Genomic DNA, 17,965 nt, shown 5'->3' with positions numbered 1-17,965 from the left:
AGTTTTTCTGTGCATACGGAGGGTTCTGTGGGTTATCAAGTCGGCGATATGGTCGTCTATCCTCGTCATGGTGCGGCTCGAGTCGAGGAAATTAGTGAACGCACTGTCAAAGGTATTACTAGGCAATACTTACGCTTAGTTGTATTGTCTTCAGATGGTTTAGAGATTAATGTCCCAGTAGACAATGTCAAAAAAGTTGGCGTTCGAGATATTGTAGGCGCAAAAGAAGTTGCTAAAGTTTTTGAAATTTTACGCACTCCTATTCTCGAAAAAGAAATGAATTGGTCTCGTAGATACAAGCTTAATGTTGAGAAAATCGCTACTGGCGATGTTAACAAGATTGCAGAAGTTGTTCGAGATTTATCACAGCGAGATGTAGACGAACATGGTTTGTCTGCAGGAGAAAAGCGTATGCTTGCTCGCGCTCGCAGTATTCTTATTTCGGAAATTGCATTATCTGAAAAGATTGACGAAGAGCAGGCAGAACGCTTGTTAAATGTGAATCTTGGATATGCTGATCCTCTGCCTGGAGATGAGCAACACCATACTCAAGCTCCAGAAGAAGCTGCTGCAGATACTCTTAGATTGCTTGCCGAGAGGTCTAAAAAATCTAAAAAGAAGTAGGACATAAAACTAAAAAGAAATAGGACATAAAAATTCACCTCCTAAGTTATAAAAATTTAGGAGGTGAATTTTATTCTTTATTTATATTTTTTTTTATATCTTCCTATATCTTCTACTTATTTTTATTTTTCAGATTTACTTTCCAGGATCCTGCTGACCTTTGTTAGACCTACTTGGATCTGGCTTAGAAACTGTAGGCTTTTCTGTAATAGGCTTATTTTGCTGAGAGGCTTCGTGCTTTCCCAACTCTTTTCTCATGTTAATCGTAGCTTTACCGGCATTGTCAATGTCTTCGCAAATTTTCATAACCCATTTTCTTAAATCGGTTGCATACGTTGGCATGAGCTCGTTAACCCACATTACAGACGTGTAGCTTCTTCCAGCTGTTCCAGTCAAAATGCTTATGTCAGTATTATTGCGTTGACTGTTGTTGATTATTACGTCAAATTTTCTTTCTTCTATTAATTTCTGGAATTTGTCCACATTAGTCTTATCAATAGCATCGTCTTGAGCAGCCTGAGTAGCATATTCTTTAGGAGTAGAATCCTCTATATTCATATCTGACATAAGCCAGAAAAGAATAGGATTAGTTGACGCATACTTTAAGTTTTTGTGATCTTTACCAAACTTTTCAATATATTCGTCAAGATTCTTTTCTTGAGATTTAACGGTATTAAGTCTTTTAGTAAAAATCTTCTTCTTTGACGGAAGAATCTTAGAGAAAACGTCGCAAATATTAGACGCCATAGCACTTCTCGCATCTTTGGACAACCATAAGTAAGGATTATCACCATTTAAAGCGCCAACTGTAGAAGCAGCATTTACTGTTTCGCTCTTTTTAGATAAGTGTTTTGCAATCCAACTGTCATATCCAGCCCCGTTAGAAATCACAACTTGTGCATCATAAAGTTTTTGCAAATCCTTACTGGATGGTTTAAATGAGGAGGAATCGACATCTGGCTTGTTTATTATTGACTTAACAACAACATCGTTGCCTCCGATTTCTCTGGCTAAGCTTGCCCAAGATTCAAGTGTGGAAACAACTTTAATTTGTTTAATTTCTTTTTTTGTATGTGTTGTTTTTTCAGAAGATTGTGAATTTGCACCGCACCCAGCCATGCCAATCAACATTGATGGCACAATTGCGCAAGCTAAAATCGCTTTGCATATTTTCTTTGCGCGACTTAAATGAAAAGTATTTTCACACATCTTTGCGCCCCTTCCGTAAACAGCGTGCACGTACAAAAGTGTGGTACTGCTGTGGTACAGCTAATAAGTTGTATTACTAATAATAAATACCATTCTATTATTAATATCCTGTTATTAGTAGTTGTGTCGCGCACCTCTATACCTCACGATAGCCTATCCATACGAATATACTACGTGTACGAATTGTATTAGATGATTTGTAAGTTGAACATAAGAATTAACATGCGAGCTGGGAAGTGAATCATGGTTGTTGTATTAGATGGGAAAGCGCTAGCTGCAAGTATTAAAAGCGACTTAAAAAATAGAGTAGAAAAGCTTAAAGAAAAGGGCATTAATCCAGGGCTTGGAACGCTTTTAGTTGGAAGCGACCCTGGTTCGTTGAAGTATGTTGCTGGAAAACACAAGGATTGCGAAGAAGTGGGGATTCGCTCAATCCGATGCGATTTGCCAGAAGACGCTAGCGAATACGAAATTCTTACTGCTGTCGAAAAATTAAATAATGACCCTTCCTGCACAGGTTTTATAGTGCAATTACCTTTGCCAAAAGGCGTGGATTCTAAGAAGATTATTGAGGCAATAGACCCTGCAAAAGATTGCGACGGAATGCATCCGTACAATTTAGGCGAGCTGGTTATGCATATTTCGGGAGATATTGTTACACCTCTTCCATGCACGCCGCGAGGAATTTTGGCACTGCTAGATGCTTATAACATTGATCTTGAAGGCAAAAATGTGTGCGTACTTGGACGAGGAATTACTGTTGGACGAACAATCGGGCTGCTTCTTACGCGCAGGGGAGTAGATGCAACTGTAACATTATGCCACACGCGCACGCGCGATTTGCATGATATTATGATGCGATCTGACGTTATTATTGCGGCAATGGGCAGCGCTGGATTTGTAAAGCCTTGCGATGTTAAGCCTGGATGTGTGTTGGTTGATGTTGGTGTATCGCGCGTTTTTGATGAAGAAGTGGGAAGGTATCGTGTAAAAGGCGATGTTGATGTTGCTTGTAGAGAAGTCGCGGGAGCGTATTCGCCAAATCCTGGTGGAGTGGGTCCAATGACTCGCGCAATGCTATTGGCTAATGTTGTTGACATGGCTGAGCGAGCAGCAAGCGGCGAGTAGTGTTAAGTAGCAAATATCAAGTAGCGCGACACGCCCGAAGTAAAACGGCGATTTTGGCTATGCCTATATATAACATTGACAGAGTGCGTGCATAGTGCGCGTGCAAAAGTCATAATTTAATATCGAGTAATATCCACCCCAAGAAGAAACCACTAATAAGTAATGGCAGAGAATAATAACGAAGTCGCCAAGGTTGCGATTAATGATATTGGCACCGAAGAAGACTTCATCAAGGCAGTCGATTCAACCATCAAGAATTTTGACGATGGTGATTTAGTTGAAGGTACAGTCGTAAAGATTGATCACGACGAAGTATTGTTGGACATCGGCTACAAAACTGAAGGTGTAATCCCTTCCCGTGAACTTTCCATCAAGAAAGACGTTGATCCAGATGATGTTGTTGAAGTTGGCGACACCATCGAAGCCCTTGTTGTAACTAAGGAAGACAAGGAAGGACGTCTTATTCTCTCCAAGAAGCGTGCACAGTATGAGCGTGCTTGGGGTGATATTGAGAAGATCAAGGATGCAGACGGTATTGTTGAAGGTACCGTTATTGAGGCTGTTAAGGGCGGCTTGATTGTAGACATCGGTTTGCGCGGCTTCTTGCCAGCTTCCCTCGTTGAAATGCGTCGCGTTCGCGATCTTTCCCCATACATTGGTCAGAAGATTAAGGCTAAGATTCTTGAGCTCGATAAGAATCGCAACAATGTTGTACTTTCTCGTCGTCAATTCCTCGAGGAAACCCAGTCCGAAGTTCGCGAGACCTTCCTTTCGCAGCTTAAGAAGGGTCAGATTCGTGAAGGCGTTGTGTCTTCCATCGTGAACTTCGGCGCATTCGTTGATCTCGGCGGTGTTGACGGTCTCATTCACGTTTCCGAGCTTTCTTGGAAGCATATCGATCACCCATCCGAGGTTGTTAAGGTTGGCGATAAGGTCACTGTTGAGGTTCTCGACGTTGATCTCGATCGCGAACGCATCTCCCTCTCCCTTAAGGCAACTCAGGAAGATCCATGGCAGCGCTTCGCTCGTACCCATGTTCCTGGACAGGTTGTTAAGGGTAAGGTCACCAAGATTGTTCAGTTCGGTGTGTTCATCTCCGTTGAAGACGGCATCGAAGGCTTGGTTCACATTTCCGAGCTTGCTAACCGTCATGTAGAGAACCCAGAAACTGTTGTTAAGGGTGGCGAAGAAGTATTCGTTAAGGTTATTGACGTAGACCTCGATCGTCGTCGTATCTCGCTCTCCTTGAAGCAGGCTAACGAGGCTGTTGATCCAAATTCTGAAGATTTCGATCCAGCTCTCTACGGCATGCCAGCTGAGTATGACGAAGAAGGAAACTACAAGTACCCAGAAGGCTTCGATCCAAACACTAACGAGTGGATTGCTGGTTACGAGCAGCAGCGCGAAGAGTGGGAAGCACAGTATGCAGCAGCTCACGAATTGTGGGAGCAGCACAAGGTGTTTGCCGCTAAGGAACTCGCAGCTGCAGCAGAATCCGCAGCCGCTGATGGTCAGAACGAAGAAGCTGAAAAGAAGCCAGCTAAGGAAGAAAAGAAGGAAGAAGTTGCTTCCAACTATTCTTCTGAAGCAGCTAGCGAAGGTGCTTTAGCTGATTCCGATCAGCTCGCAGCTTTGCGCGAACAGCTTTTGAGCGAAAAGAAGTAGTTTCTACTTTCTACTAGAAGTTTATTAACAATTGCCCTGATGAGTTACCATCGGGGCAATTTTGTTTATGTTTGGTTACTGTTTGGTTACTGTTTTGAGTATGTTTTACGAGTATTTTTGTGACTCAAGTTTTGTAATTAAATATAGGTACAATTAATTTTCTTTTAAGAATAATGATTATATGATGCTTTTAAACATTAATCATAATTCTTAAAAGGATTGGTGAAGATTATGAGCACGTTTGACAACAATCAGAAAAATGCTCAGTTCCCTTCGTACGATGGGAATAATGAGGAAAACGCTAAAGCAACTTTAGTAAGCTCGCGCAATAAAATTGTTGCAGGTTTGCTAGCGATTTTCTTAGGATTTTTAGGTATTCACAATTTTTATCTTGGTTTTAAAGGAAAGGCGATTGCACAGCTGCTTATTTCTGTTCTTTCCTTTGGTTTCCTGTTGATTATTACGGGAATATGGGCATTGGTTGAGGGTATTTTGATTCTTTGCTCAAAGCCTGGAACTAAGTGGCACAAAGATGCTAATGGTGCCGAGTTAAAGGATTAAAAATAAATATTTAGTATTAAGATTTATAAGTAATTTTACAAATAAAAGATGCGTTTTAGAATTCAATTTCCAAAACGCATCTTTTATTTTTTATGCCTAAAACATTAGAACAAATGAATAATATAGCAAATACACTTATTCTTTAATATTGCATATTTTTTAATTTCATTAATGCTGCAGAGATAGCTATTAATAGAATCATTAAAGCATAAGGAATAGTTGTGTTGATTCCAGTTTTTTGCATCATTCCTCTATTCTTTGCTAAAGCATTGCCAGATTTGCTATAATGCTTATCATTATTTTCATTATCAATGCTGTTGTTATCCACATTGTAATTATCCTGTTTTGCTTTTGAAGAGTAATGATAATTCGTTCTGGAATCGTCTGTATTAGAATAATCCTTTCTGTAATTTTGAGAATATTCTTTATCTATGTTAAATGTGCTGCTATTCTGTTTATTGTTATTCTTATTTATCTCCTCTTCGGATTGTGTTGTTTCAGGATCTTTTCCTGTTTGTGTATCAGTATGTGATTGATTGTTAGGTAGAGGATCTGTTTGAGTACTAGAATCTTTAGTTTCACTTGCAACATTTAAAGTTATACTCGTTTCAAATGATAATTCTGTGCTTGAACGATCTTGATTTTTGTTTGCAGACGCAATACGAATTTTTGCAGTAAGTTTATCTCCAACTTTTGCTGTTTTAGGCACTTCAATTTTCAAAGGAATATATGTAGTTTTATTCGCTTCGATTGTTATAGAATCGCTTGATGCAGTAAAATCACTTGTATTTATAGACGTAGCTTTAATATTTTCATATTTAGTACTCGTAGGATTTACCACAGGAAGACTTATCTCTTTGGTGGATAGATTAATTTTAGTTGTGGAAGCTAAGGTTATGTTAGGACGTATACTTAACCAGTCAGCAGAAATTCTCGTATACATTATGTCATTATTATCGCCCTCATATAGAAGACCATAGCCGCCTCCTGCTTTTTGGCTTAAAGCTTGAATAGTGGAGTACGCCATTGCACCATTCTTGAATCCCTTTTCTTCTGTCCAATTTTCTCCATCATTATATGAGACACGTATCAAGCCATTTGCTCTTCCAGAACCAGAAGAAGATGAATATAAGAGGATTTTAGCTGCATCAGATCCAATTGGAGCATCTGGGAATGCTCTTGTTATTTGAGCGTTATTACCTGGATCTGGCAGTGTCTCATCTTTGTATGCTTTACCATACGTTTCTCCGCCATCATTAGAAAAAGCAATGATTCTATGATTATTTGCACCACCTTCATGCGGTCTAGAGTTTAACATAATTCTTCCATCAGAAAGCTCTACAACCTTATTTTCATCCATATGGCTTTGTTCTTTACCTAGTCCAACTGGATTTCCAGCTTTCCAAGTTACTCCATGGTCATCAGAGTATACAGATACGGCTTGCCACTTCTCATTGTTTCTTTGCACACTTCCATTGGAACTGTTTACTATTGCGTATTGTTGTATTAAACGACCTTTATATTTTCCGTATTTTAGTTGAATACCATGCCCAGAAGTAGCAAATCTAGCTCGTTCATTTTTTGGATATTTAGTTATGTCTTTAGTTATAACTTTTGGTTCACTCCAAGTTAAACCGTTATCTTTTGAGCAAGTAACAGCAGCGTCTAAAATATGTCTATCACTTTGATTCGTACTAGCTGTAGAATCCCATACTCCACCATCGTATGATTTGACGAAGAATAAGAAAATATTGCCTGTTTCTTGGTCTACAACATATGAAGGGTCAGAGAATCCATATTTATTTGAGTTTTCTTTTCCTTTTGCTACAATTTGTATTTTTTCAAAAGTTTTTCCACCATCTTTAGATATTCTTTGAACAATAGAATTTGGATTAGGAGCATCATATGCACTATTTGGTCGATAATCCCAAGCTGTAAGAATCCAACCATTGTTAGCTTCAGCTATTGCAGGTATTCTATAATAAGGTTTTCCAGTTAGTCCTTCTACAGTTTGACCTATTGTTGCTAATCTAATAGGATCTCCGTCTTTTCTAGGCCTTGGAACTGGATTAATATTTGTAACTTTGTCTCCAATTAATTTTGGAGTAGATATAACTTCATTACCATTTGCATCTTTGCTAATTTTCCAATCGGTTGATGGAGTGAAACCTTTTTCTTTAATATCAGAATCCTCTGTTATATGGAATCCTTGCGTGCATGATACAGTTTTTCCTGGTTGTAGATCTCTCCACCTACAGTTACCGTTATTCCCTTCAACAGCCACAGCAGTGAGATTACTGTTAGTTGGCCAAACAGTCACATTGTGATTAGTATTATTTGTGTAAGTCAGCTTATATCTTAGCGTATCCCCAACTCGAACATCATTTTTTAAATCATCCGTACGTGTAATCGTAAATGTTACTGGTTCAGTTTGTTCATGGGGGGGGGGGGGTAGTTGCTGATGCTACACCTATGCTAAGTGACACAATTGTTGCAGATGTAAGAATTGCTGAGAAAATATTTTTGCAAACTTTATGCGCTGTTCCAATCATTATATTCCTTTCTTCATTGAAGGCGTATAAGTAATTACCTATAAATTACATCTTTGTCTTTATAGTTTGCGAGAACAATTACCTCGTATCTGTAGATTCTAAATCATTCATATGACATGTGACGTATGTTGAATTTTATGATAAAAAGAAGAAATTATATTGATTAAGTGAATATAAGCGAAAATATTTCGAAAATAATAATTAGTACTTATATAACGATGGTTATGTAAAATCAAATATGCATATGTCGATTAAATATGTTGTGTTGTAATACGGATAGTAGCTTGTATAAAGGATTTTTATGAAGAACATTGAAATTAAAAAATTAGATTATTTAGAAGCCAAAGATAATATGAATATAATTTTAGATTTATATCTAAAAGCATTCCCTAAAGAACTGGATCGTATAGATAATGTTCGTGAGCGCATATTAGATAGTTTGAAAGATAACAATAGTGCGCTTTTACTTGTTGCTACAATGAATAATCGTATTATCGGTGTTTTATATGGCATAGAATTATTACAAGATAATTGGTATGCGAATCAAATTAAGCCATTTTTATCAGAAAATTATGATTGGTACAATCAAAGCTTAGAGCTAAATGAGTTGTTTGTAGATCCTGAGTTTCAGCATATAGGCGTTGGCAGTGCGCTTATGAAGAAAGTCGAAAATCTTAAATTATATAAAACAATAATTTTATCTACAGAAAAAGATAATAATGCTGTTGCTTTAGATTTTTATAATAAGCTTGGATACAGTTTATTAACCGATAATTGGAAATCTTATTACGGGTCTATTTACTGCGTGCTATATAAGAAGTTTTAGTTGGGTCAATTAAAACTTACGTTATTGTGAGAAATGTATCGTTTATAATCAAAATATGACAATGATGCGGATTGCTGTAACGGGCGGAATCGCTGCTGGGAAATCTACAGTAGTAAACCATTTGTGTTCGCTTGGCGCGTTTGTTATAGATTACGACGTTTTAGCGCGTAAAGTGGTGGAGCCAGGAAGCGCAGTCTTGCAGAAAATCGTAAGCATTTTTGGGGAAAATGCTGTTAAGAATGATGGCTCTTTAAATCGCGAGTTTGTTGCAAAGCATGTTTTTGGAGATTTCGACGAGAGTTGTGAAAATCGTAAGAAGCTTGAGTCGCTTATTCATCCTGCTATTTATGATTTAGCGAAGACTTTAGAAAGCGATTATAGAAACGAGTATAAAAGCGAGTATAGAAACGAGTGTGATAGGAAAATTTCTAAAGAAGATTGCTGTGAACGCGCATATTTAAGATCTGTTATTGTGCACGATATTCCGCTGCTTGCACAAGTAATAGGCAGCATTCCATTTAGTTTTGACTATATTATTACAGTTGAAGCGCCTAAAGATGTTCGCATTGCGCGAATGATAAGCGAGCGCAAAATGAGCCAGAATCAGGCGGAGCAGCGCATAAGTAATCAAGTTGAAGAGATTGAGCGCAAAAAAATCGCGGATTTTGTAGTTGATTCCACAAAGCCTATGGAAGTTATGCTTAAAAGCGTTGATTCAAAAATTAAAACGTGGATTAGTAAGGAGCATTAGAGACTCAAAGGAAAAATCGCAAGCAACCGCGCGATTGTTAGGCTTTAATAAAATAAATAAAATGCTCTTGATGCTCTTGGAGAAAAAATAATGTCGAATAAAATTCAGCGCACAAACAAGCCGTTTGTAGTAAAAGCTCCGTATGCGCCTTCGGGCGACCAGCCGCAAGCAATCGAAGAGCTGGCTAATCGCATTGAAAACGGCGAAAACGACGTTGTTTTAATGGGCGCAACTGGTACTGGTAAAACTGCTACAACCGCTTGGCTAATTGAGCGTTTGCAAAGGCCTACACTTATTATTGAGCCGAATAAAACTTTGGCAGCTCAGCTTTGCGCGGAGTTTCGCGAGCTTATGCCAGATAATGCTGTGAGCTATTTTGTGTCTTACTACGACTACTATCAGCCGGAAGCGTATATTCCGCAAACAGACACGTATATTGAAAAAGACTCGAATATTAACGACGATGTTGAGCGTCTTCGTCACGCAGCTACAGCGAATTTGCTTACGCGCAGGGATTGCGTTGTTGTAGCTACCGTTTCTTGCATTTATGGACTCGGTACCCCAGAGGAGTATGCCGAGCGAATGCTTATGCTGAGTGTTGGGGAGCAGCTTGAGCGAGACGATTTATTACGTCAATTCGTGAGCATGCAATACAAGCGCAATGACATTGCTTTTACGCGCGGAACTTTTAGAGTGCGCGGTGACACAGTTGAGATTATTCCAGTTTACGAAGAATTAGCTGTGCGAATTGAGTTCTTTGGTGACGAAATCGACAGAATTACAATGTTGCATCCGCTTACTGGGGAAGTGATTCGCCAAGAGAGTAGTGTTCATATTTTCCCAGCGTCTCACTATATTGCGGGTCCTGAGCGCATGGAGCGCGCGCTTGAGGCGATTGAGAAAGAGCGTGACGAGAGAGTAGCGCAGCTTAAAAAGCAGAACAAATTGCTGGAAGCTCAACGTTTGGAAATGCGAACTACGTACGATTTAGAGATGCTTCGACAAGTTGGAGTGTGCCCAGGAGTGGAGAATTATTCGAGGCATTTTGACGGGCGCGCGGCAGGCACGCCTCCGCATACGCTTCTTGACTTTTTCCCAGACGATTTTTTGCTTGTTTTAGATGAGTCGCATGTAACCGTGCCGCAAATCGGAGCTATGTATGAGGGAGATGCTTCGCGCAAACGAACGCTTGTAGAGCATGGCTTTAGGCTGCCTTCGGCAATGGATAATCGCCCGTTAAAGTGGAACGAATTTTTGGAGCATGTTGGTCAAACTGTGTATCTTTCTGCAACGCCTGGAGATTACGAGTTGGGGCTTTCGGATGGCGTAGTTGAGCAGATTATTCGCCCAACTGGCTTGCTGGATCCTAAGATTGAGGTTAGGCCTGTGGAAGGGCAGGTTGACGATTTGCTTGCGGAAATCAAGGAGCGAGTAGCAAAAGATGAGCGCGTGCTTGTTACTACGCTTACAAAGAAAATGGCGGAAGACTTAACTGATTACTTTTTGGAGCTTGGTATTAAAGTTGAGTACTTGCATTCGGATGTTGATACTTTGCGCAGAGTGGAGCTTTTGCGCGAGCTTCGCGAAGGAAAAATTGATGTGATTGTTGGCATTAATTTGCTTCGTGAGGGTTTGGATTTGCCAGAAGTTTCGCTGGTTGCGATTTTAGATGCAGATAAAGAAGGCTTCTTAAGATCTTACCGCTCGCTTATTCAGACGATTGGCCGCGCTGCTCGTAACGTTTCTGGAACTGTTCTTATGTATGCGGATGCTGTTACGGATGCTATGAGCAAGGCGATTAGCGAGACAGAGCGCCGCCGCGAAAAGCAAATCGCGTACAACAAGGCTCACGGAATTGACCCTAAGCCTTTGCGAAAGAAGATTAGTGACGTGAACGACATGCTTGCTAAAGAGGATGTTGATACTCAAACTTTGCTAGCAGGCGGTTACAGGAATGCTAATAAGGCTGGGAACTCGCATTATGGAGTGCCAAAAGAGCCGAATCTTGGGCAGCAAAGTAAAGAAAAGCGTATGGCGAATATTTCTGAGTTGCCGCAAGACGATATTATGTCTTTGATTAAGAATCTGAGTGAGCAAATGCATACAGCGGCAGAACAGTTGCAATTCGAGCTTGCAGCGCGATTGCGTGACGAAATACGCGATCTAAAGAAAGAATTGCGTCAAATGGATGAGGCTAATAAGTGAGTATGATTAATCGTGAGTTAATCGCGTATAAATAAGCTAGTAGTGATTAATCGTGACTAGTCGCAAGGTAATAGTGTTTTAATAAATGAGTGTTGCTAAGTGATAAGTGTGCCTAATAAATAGACGCGATAAATAAATAAGCGCGAGTTTTGTCTATAGGTCACAATTTGCTGGTACACTATTACTCGGAAAGTGGGTATTTTCCCATTTAAAAATAAACAAAGGAAACAGGCAGGCATTATGAGAAAAGCCAAAATTGTTGATACTATTGGACCAGCTACCGAATCGTTAGAGGGTATTACCAAGCTTGTTGAAGCTGGCATGGATGTTGCTCGCTTAAACCGTTCGCATGGCACTCCTGAAGATCATTTGCGCGTTTACAACAATGTGCGCGAAGCTTCAAAGACCACTGGTCGTAATGTTGCTGCTCTTGTTGATTTGCAAGGTCCAAAGATTCGTTGCGGCTGGTTCAAGAAGAACGCTGACGGCGAAGACAAGGTTTATTTGGAAGAGGGCCAAGAGTTCGTTATTACCACAGACGATATTGAGGGTGATGAGCATCGCACTTCCACAACCTTCAAGGGTTTGCCAGGAGATTGCCACGCAGGCGATCCAATTTTGATTGATGACGGCAAGGTTCGTCTTGAGGTCACCAAGGTAGAAGGCAACGACGTACACACTAAGGTTGTTGTTGCTGGCCCAGTTTCTAGCCACAAGGGCATTAACCTTCCAGGCGTTGCCGTTTCTCTTCCAGCATTGACCGAAAAGGATGAGTCTGATCTTCGTTGGGCTATTCGCACGGGTGCAGACATTATTGCAATGTCGTTCGTGCGTTTTGCTACCGATATTGATCGCGCTCACGAAATCATGGACGAAGAAGGCCGCCGCATTCCAATCGTTGCAAAGATTGAGAAGCCACAGGCTGTTGCAAACTTGGAAGAGATTGTTAAGACCTTTGATGGCATTATGGTTGCTCGTGGAGATATGGCAGTGGAGATGCCACTTGAGCAGGTTCCACTCGTTACCAAGCGCTGCATTGAGCTTTCTCGCCAATACGCAAAGCCAGTAATCGTTGCTACTGAAGTTCTTGGATCAATGGTTAACTCTCCAGTTCCAACTCGTGCAGAGGCTTCTGATTGCGCTAACGCTGTTCTTGACGGCGCTGATGCAACTATGACATCTAACGAGACCGCAGTCGGCAAGTATCCAGCAGTTACCGTTCAGACCATGTCTCGTATTTCTCAATACGCGACTGAAAATGGCTATGATCGCATTCCATCTGTGGAGCTTGACATGTCTAGCACGGGTGCAGTTTCTTCTGCAGCTGTTGACTTGGCGGACAAGCTTAACGCTAAGGCGATTGTTGCTTACACTCAGACTGGTCGCACTGTGCATCGCATTTCTCGCGAGCGTCCAGCTGCTCCAATCTATGGCTTGACCAACAATGAGCACACTTATCACTGGTTGGCTTTGAGCTGGGGCACTGAAGGCTTCTTGATTAGCGAGGACTACCACGATATGAACCGTCACGATCTTATGATCTTCACCGACAAGGTTCTTCGTGAAGCTGGCAAGGTTGAAGACGGAGACAAGATTGTTGTTTTGAGCACTGCTCAGGGTGAGCGCCAGGCTGGTCGTACCGACTCTATTTACGTTCACACCGTTGGTGCTTGCGATTAATCGCTAGTTGATTGCTAGTTAATCGTTAGTTTTTTTAAACGCGCATCCTTTTGGGTGCGCGTTTTCGTTTAGCATGAATCTGGTGATTTCTCACGCTACGATTTAAACTCGAAGTCGTCTATTCCCGCGTTTGTTTACCATTTGAGCCAAAAAGGGAACAAACGCAGTAATGAAAACGCTACGAGGATTAAGTGTGTCGTTTGGTGTGTCGTTTGTGTATCGTACAAAATCGCGTGAGAGAGAAGATAACAAAAACGCCGCTTAGAATGTTAAGCGGCGTTGTGCACGTGCCCCCGGTGAGACTCGAACTCACACTGCACAGATTTTGAGGCTGTTTCCTCTACCAATTGGGATACAGGGGCATCTTAAATTATCCGCGTTTTAACGCGACTTGATGACTATACCACATTTTGTAGAGTAATCAAATATACCGCGTGTTGCGCGTGCGGAAAAGTCGCTAGCAACCGAGCACCAAAAACCCAAAGTAAAATCAAAATAAATAAATATAAATCAAAACAGAGTCAAAACAGAAATATTAATTTGCAAATTATTTAAGACTGGGTGTGTTGATGTAAGAATTTTGGTATAATTGCAACTTGCGCCTCTGTAGCTCAATGGATAGAGCAACGGCCTTCTAATCCGTTGGTTGCGCGTTCGAATCGCGTCGGGGGCACTTGTTTGATTTTCTGCTCTTGTATTATTTCGAAAGCATTTCGACAATATCTCATAAAAACAAGGAGCGCGCGTGGAAAAGCATAATGATAATGTAGCCGCAGCGATAATTCTGGCAGCAGGTGATGGGACGCGCATGCGTTCAACAACGCCGAAAGTATTGCATCCGTTCGCTGGAAAAACGTTCTTAAATCGCGTAATGAACGCAATGGCAGGCGTAAACCCTAAGGAGCTTGCTGTTGTAGTGCACGCTCAAGCGCAACGAGTGTCGGCAGCTGCGCAAAGCTACAATAACGCCGTGCGGATTGTGAACCAGGATGATAAGCCTGGAACGGGCAGGGCAGTGCAGTGCGCAATGCGAGATCTTAATGAAGCTTCAAAACAAGAATGTGGTAGTGCGCTTAAAGGTTCTGTGGTAATTGCGGCAAGTGATATGCCACTTTTAGACACGCAAACATTGCAATCATTAATTGATTTTCACAATAATCAAGGCAATGTAGCAACTGTTTTAACCGCTGTTTTAGACGATGCCACTGGCTACGGGCGAATTGTGCGAGAAGCAAATGGTGATGTGCTAAGAATTGTTGAACACAAAGATGCTAATGCAGGAGAGCTTGCGATTAAGGAAGTGAACACATCTGTGTACGTGTTCGATGCGGAAGTGCTTACAGACGCAATATCTAACCTTAATTCCAAGAACGCTCAAGGCGAATTCTATTTAACAGATGCGCTAGAGCACGCTCGCACAATGGGTCGAGTTGGAGCAATGGCAGCATCAGATTCGTTGAGAGTAGAAGGCGTAAATACACGCGTACAATTAGCTGCGCTTGCAAAAGCATACAACAAGCGCGTTTGCGAAAAGTGGATGCTTGAAGGCGTAACGATTCTAGACCCAGAAAACACGTGGATTGAAGACGATGTTGTTTTGCAAGAAGACGTTACGGTACTTCCAGGGTGCTTCTTGCAAGGGCAAACGATTGTTAAAAGCGGTGCGGTTGTAGGACCATACACTACGCTTATCGATGCGCAAGTAGATGAAGACGCGGTTGTGGAGCGCTCGCGTGTGCAGGAATCACATATTTGCCGCGCTGCAAACATTGGTCCGTGGACGTATTTGCGACCAGGAAATGTGCTTGGCGAGGAGAGCAAAGCGGGCGCGTTTGTGGAGATGAAGAAAGCGCATATTGGAAACGGAACTAAGGTTCCACACTTAAGCTACATGGGCGACGCTGATTTGGGAGAGCACACGAATATCGGCGGTGGCACAATTACAGCAAACTACGACGGTGTGCATAAGAATCACACGACTATTGGCTCTAACGCGCATGTTGGCGCAGGAAACCTGTTTGTAGCTCCCGTTACTGTTGGAGATGGAGTTACAACGGGTGCAGGATCTGTTGTGCGTCACGATGTTCCAGCGGATTCCATGGTGTATTCAGAAAATACGCAGCACGTTGTAGAAGGCTGGAAGCCAGCTTGGGAGCGTTAGTTCGCTAGTTCGATAGTTAAGGAGAAACAATGGCAGCTTTAGAAAGCTCTGTTAACGCGATTAGGATTGCTGCGGCTGCAGCCGATAGGTTAAAAGCCACTAATATCCAAGCTTTTGACGTTAGCAATCTGCTTGGAATTACAGACGCAATGCTGGTTGTTTCTGCATCTAACGAGCGTCAAGTCTTAGCTGTTAGCGAAGAAATCGAAAAAGACTTGTACTTAAAAGACAATAAGCGTAAAGCTTTATCTCGAGAAGGCTTAGAACTAGCGCAGTGGATTTTGCTTGATTTTGGCGACTTTGTGGTTCATATTATGCACGAGGAAGCGCGCGAGTTTTATCGCCTTGAGCGCTTGTGGAATGATTGCCCTACAATTGATTTGCAACTTCCAGAGCATGATGAGAGCGATGCACATGGCGATGATGGCGATGATGTGCAAAATGGCGATCAAGAGTCTGAAAGGTAGCGCAAGATAATGGTGGATTTTGTTGAAAGCGCGACGCAAATTGCGCATAATGCAAATAAAAACAGCGCTCACGAGGGTATTGCGCGTTCTGTAATGCTTGTTCGCCATGGCCAGACGCCTTATAATGCTCAATTTAGACTTCAAGGCATGATTGATATTGCTTTAGATGAGTCTGGAATAGACCAGGTGACTCGCTCTGGCAAGGCTTTGCGCGTGCTATTTGGAGCTTCCGACTTAGAAGACCCAAAGAATCCAAATAGCCAGGAGCACGTGCGCATTACTCCAGAAGAAGCAGACGCGAGTTTTGTTGCAATTGCTTCTCCGCTTATTCGCGCTCAGCAAACGGCGCATGCTTTTGCAGATAAGATTGAGCTTAATGTTCACGTTGAAAATGGCGTGCGCGAGCGCTTTTTTGGAGAGTGGGAAGGCCTTAATCGCCAGCAAATTAACGAAAAATGGCCTGAAGATTTTAAGTCATGGGTTGATGGCAAAGGTGGTGAACTCAACCACGGTGCAGAAACTAAGCAAGAAGTTGGCGAGCGCGCGGCGAAAGCTGTTGAGGATTGGGCGCGCAAAACTGGCTCGGATCGCGATTTGCTAGTGTTTTCGCACGGCTCTTGCCTATCTCAAACTGTTCATAAGCTTCTTGGATTAGACAATGTAGATCCTTCTTATAAGACGATTGGTGGAATGGGAAACGGTCGTTGGGCGCGTTTAATTCCAAGTCTTAACGCGGATGGTTCAATCCATTGGCGTTTGGATGCTTACGATCAAGGCCCTGCAGCCGACCCTACAAGTCAGCGTCTTATTCGCATTTGGGGAGCAGCTTAATCTGCGTAATCTCTCCTTTTTACCGCTTATATTTCGAAAACTACCGTTTAGCGATTTTGTAAAGACAGACTATTTACAGTGCCGTATAGTCAAAATTACAAAACAAAAAGCTAGCAAACGCTAAGAAAAGTTAGCAAAGCTAGCAAAAGCTAACGGTAGTATACGGAAGGGAGGCTTGATGAAAGTAACAATTGCTATTGTGCCGCCAGAAGAGGAGCAGAACGCTCAATTGTCAGTTCACAATATTGACGATAATCTTAAACGCATTATAGCCAATTTGCAAAGCATTGATTCTAAAAATGCAAAAGCAAGTAACACTGAAAATAATACTGTAAATGCGGAAAATAGCAACAATAATTCATTTATATATGGTTATATTAACGATTCGATTATTGTTATGCACGAGCCAGATGTGATTATGATTTGCGTAGAAAATTCGCGCGTAATCATCCACAGTGATAAAGGCGAGTGCGTTTCTTACAAGCGCCTAATGGATTTTGACAATCCGCAATTCGCGTCGTTTGTGCGCATATCTAAATCCGCAATCGTGAACTTGAATCGCATTGTTCGAGTAGATCCAGGATTCGGCGGAAGTATGAGCGTAAAAATGGACGACGGAAGCGTTGAGTGGATTAGTCGCAGATGCTTAGCAGGATTCAAAAAGCGCTTAGGAATGTAGTTTTAAGCGTAGTCAAATATAAAACTATCAAAAATTTTAATACTAATTTTTTAATACTTAAAAAGGAAATGATTATTATGGAAAAGCAAGTTACAACTTTAGGCAAAACAATGGCAAAAAACATTGTCAAAGGCATTGGCATAGGGTGCACTATTTTTACTGCAATCAGTTTTGTATCTAGCCTGTTAGCGCATAGCGCAGTTGGAAACAGAATTGCATCTTATGCTGTAGCATCGTTTGTTATAGGCATAGGCTATGGAGTGTTCGCTATTTTTTGGTCGAATGAGCGTATGTCAAATCTCGCAAAATTCGTTTTTGCGCTAGTTCCACCAATTGCTATTCAATTTATTGTATCGGTGATTGTTGGGTGGATTTCATTCAAAGATGGGCCAGCTGTGATTTGCGGATGGATTGTATTCACTGTTATTTTCCCGATTGCGATTGCTGCAATAATTTATTACTTCGAGAAGAAGAAAGCGGAAGAAATGAACGCTAGGTTGCAAGCATTGCGTAAAGAAAACAAGTAAATTAGTGACAATTAAATAATCAAATAAAAATTAATCAAATAAAAATTGAGTGGTGTTCATCTTCGCCATTGAGGACGAACGCCACTCGATATTGTATTC

General features: G+C 41.4%; 15 protein-coding genes and 2 tRNA genes. 14 read left to right on the top strand and 3 right to left on the bottom strand.

Annotated features, from left to right (window positions below; genetic code table 11):
* Positions 1 to 27 precede the first annotated feature (27 nt).
* Positions 28 to 624, top strand: a complete 597-nt coding sequence (locus HXT60_RS03960) for a CarD family transcriptional regulator (RefSeq protein WP_009994378.1) — start codon at positions 28 to 30, stop codon at positions 622 to 624.
* 135 nt (positions 625 to 759) lie between these two features.
* Here the strand turns inward: HXT60_RS03960 and HXT60_RS03955 are convergent, their stop codons facing one another.
* Complete coding sequence (locus HXT60_RS03955) at positions 760 to 1,833, bottom strand: metal ABC transporter solute-binding protein, Zn/Mn family (protein ID WP_004113157.1); 1,074 nt, start codon at positions 1,831 to 1,833, stop codon at positions 760 to 762.
* A gap of 243 nt (positions 1,834 to 2,076) precedes the next feature.
* Between HXT60_RS03955 and HXT60_RS03950 the strand changes: the two genes are divergently transcribed.
* The 3 genes from HXT60_RS03950 to HXT60_RS03940 all read left to right on the top strand — a co-directional run bounded on the left by HXT60_RS03950 (position 2,077) and on the right by HXT60_RS03940 (position 5,187).
* Positions 2,077 to 2,961: a bifunctional methylenetetrahydrofolate dehydrogenase/methenyltetrahydrofolate cyclohydrolase gene (locus tag HXT60_RS03950; RefSeq protein WP_004114841.1), complete on the top strand. Its 885-nt coding sequence runs from the start codon at positions 2,077 to 2,079 to the stop codon at positions 2,959 to 2,961.
* Positions 2,962 to 3,123: 162 nt separating this feature from the next.
* Entirely contained in the window at positions 3,124 to 4,626 is a 1,503-nt protein-coding gene (rpsA, locus tag HXT60_RS03945) for a 30S ribosomal protein S1 (RefSeq protein WP_004113153.1), read from the top strand.
* 231 nt (positions 4,627 to 4,857) lie between these two features.
* The gene (locus HXT60_RS03940; protein WP_020760807.1) at positions 4,858 to 5,187 is read left to right on the top strand and encodes a TM2 domain-containing protein; all 330 of its coding nucleotides are present in this window, start codon (positions 4,858 to 4,860) and stop codon (positions 5,185 to 5,187) included.
* 142 nt (positions 5,188 to 5,329) lie between these two features.
* On the opposite strand, the gene HXT60_RS03935 is transcribed toward HXT60_RS03940, so the two are convergent.
* Positions 5,330 to 7,507, bottom strand: a complete 2,178-nt coding sequence (locus HXT60_RS03935) for a sialidase family protein (protein WP_421790799.1) — start codon at positions 7,505 to 7,507, stop codon at positions 5,330 to 5,332.
* Positions 7,508 to 8,040: 533 nt separating this feature from the next.
* Here HXT60_RS03935 and HXT60_RS03930 point away from each other — a divergent pair.
* The 4 genes from HXT60_RS03930 to pyk all read left to right on the top strand — a co-directional run bounded on the left by HXT60_RS03930 (position 8,041) and on the right by pyk (position 13,201).
* Positions 8,041 to 8,565 (top strand): GNAT family N-acetyltransferase, encoded by a 525-nt coding sequence (locus HXT60_RS03930; protein ID WP_116285938.1) that lies wholly within the window; start codon positions 8,041 to 8,043, stop codon positions 8,563 to 8,565.
* Positions 8,566 to 8,620: 55 nt separating this feature from the next.
* Positions 8,621 to 9,316, top strand: coding sequence for a dephospho-CoA kinase (gene coaE / locus HXT60_RS03925; RefSeq protein WP_421790797.1), 696 nt, complete (start codon positions 8,621 to 8,623; stop codon positions 9,314 to 9,316).
* Positions 9,317 to 9,406: 90 nt separating this feature from the next.
* Positions 9,407 to 11,521 (top strand): excinuclease ABC subunit UvrB, encoded by a 2,115-nt coding sequence (gene uvrB / locus HXT60_RS03920; RefSeq protein ID WP_421790795.1) that lies wholly within the window; start codon positions 9,407 to 9,409, stop codon positions 11,519 to 11,521.
* Between the two features lie 240 nt (positions 11,522 to 11,761).
* Positions 11,762 to 13,201, top strand: a complete 1,440-nt coding sequence (gene pyk / locus HXT60_RS03915; RefSeq protein ID WP_004113139.1) for a pyruvate kinase — start codon at positions 11,762 to 11,764, stop codon at positions 13,199 to 13,201.
* Between the two features lie 288 nt (positions 13,202 to 13,489).
* Here pyk and HXT60_RS03910 read toward each other — a convergent pair.
* Positions 13,490 to 13,563 (bottom strand) — tRNA-Leu (locus tag HXT60_RS03910).
* A 238-nt stretch (positions 13,564 to 13,801) separates the two neighbouring features.
* Between HXT60_RS03910 and HXT60_RS03905 the strand changes: the two genes are divergently transcribed.
* The 6 genes from HXT60_RS03905 to HXT60_RS03880 all read left to right on the top strand — a co-directional run bounded on the left by HXT60_RS03905 (position 13,802) and on the right by HXT60_RS03880 (position 17,866).
* A tRNA-Arg gene (locus tag HXT60_RS03905) sits at positions 13,802 to 13,874 on the top strand.
* Between the two features lie 72 nt (positions 13,875 to 13,946).
* Positions 13,947 to 15,362 carry a bifunctional UDP-N-acetylglucosamine diphosphorylase/glucosamine-1-phosphate N-acetyltransferase GlmU gene (gene glmU / locus HXT60_RS03900; protein ID WP_004114849.1) on the top strand — a complete coding sequence of 472 codons (1,416 nt, stop codon included), beginning with the start codon at positions 13,947 to 13,949 and terminating at the stop codon, positions 15,360 to 15,362.
* A gap of 29 nt (positions 15,363 to 15,391) precedes the next feature.
* Positions 15,392 to 15,829, top strand: coding sequence for a ribosome silencing factor (rsfS, locus tag HXT60_RS03895; protein WP_004137977.1), 438 nt, complete (start codon positions 15,392 to 15,394; stop codon positions 15,827 to 15,829).
* Between the two features lie 9 nt (positions 15,830 to 15,838).
* Positions 15,839 to 16,660, top strand: coding sequence for a histidine phosphatase family protein (locus HXT60_RS03890; RefSeq protein WP_421790792.1), 822 nt, complete (start codon positions 15,839 to 15,841; stop codon positions 16,658 to 16,660).
* A 178-nt stretch (positions 16,661 to 16,838) separates the two neighbouring features.
* On the top strand, positions 16,839 to 17,339 hold the full coding sequence (locus HXT60_RS03885; RefSeq protein WP_014554522.1) for a LytTR family DNA-binding domain-containing protein: 501 nt from the start codon (positions 16,839 to 16,841) through the stop codon (positions 17,337 to 17,339).
* Between the two features lie 77 nt (positions 17,340 to 17,416).
* Positions 17,417 to 17,866, top strand: coding sequence for a DUF3021 family protein (locus HXT60_RS03880; RefSeq protein WP_004117652.1), 450 nt, complete (start codon positions 17,417 to 17,419; stop codon positions 17,864 to 17,866).
* Positions 17,867 to 17,965 lie beyond the last annotated feature (99 nt).

Origin of the sequence: Gardnerella sp. KA01002 (assembly GCF_049244015.1) — a bacterium.
Taxonomy (GTDB): Bacteria; Actinomycetota; Actinomycetes; order Actinomycetales; family Bifidobacteriaceae; genus Bifidobacterium; species Bifidobacterium vaginale.
The sequence above is the reverse complement of the archived record's forward strand: the minus strand, read 5'-3'. Positions and strand labels throughout refer to the sequence as shown.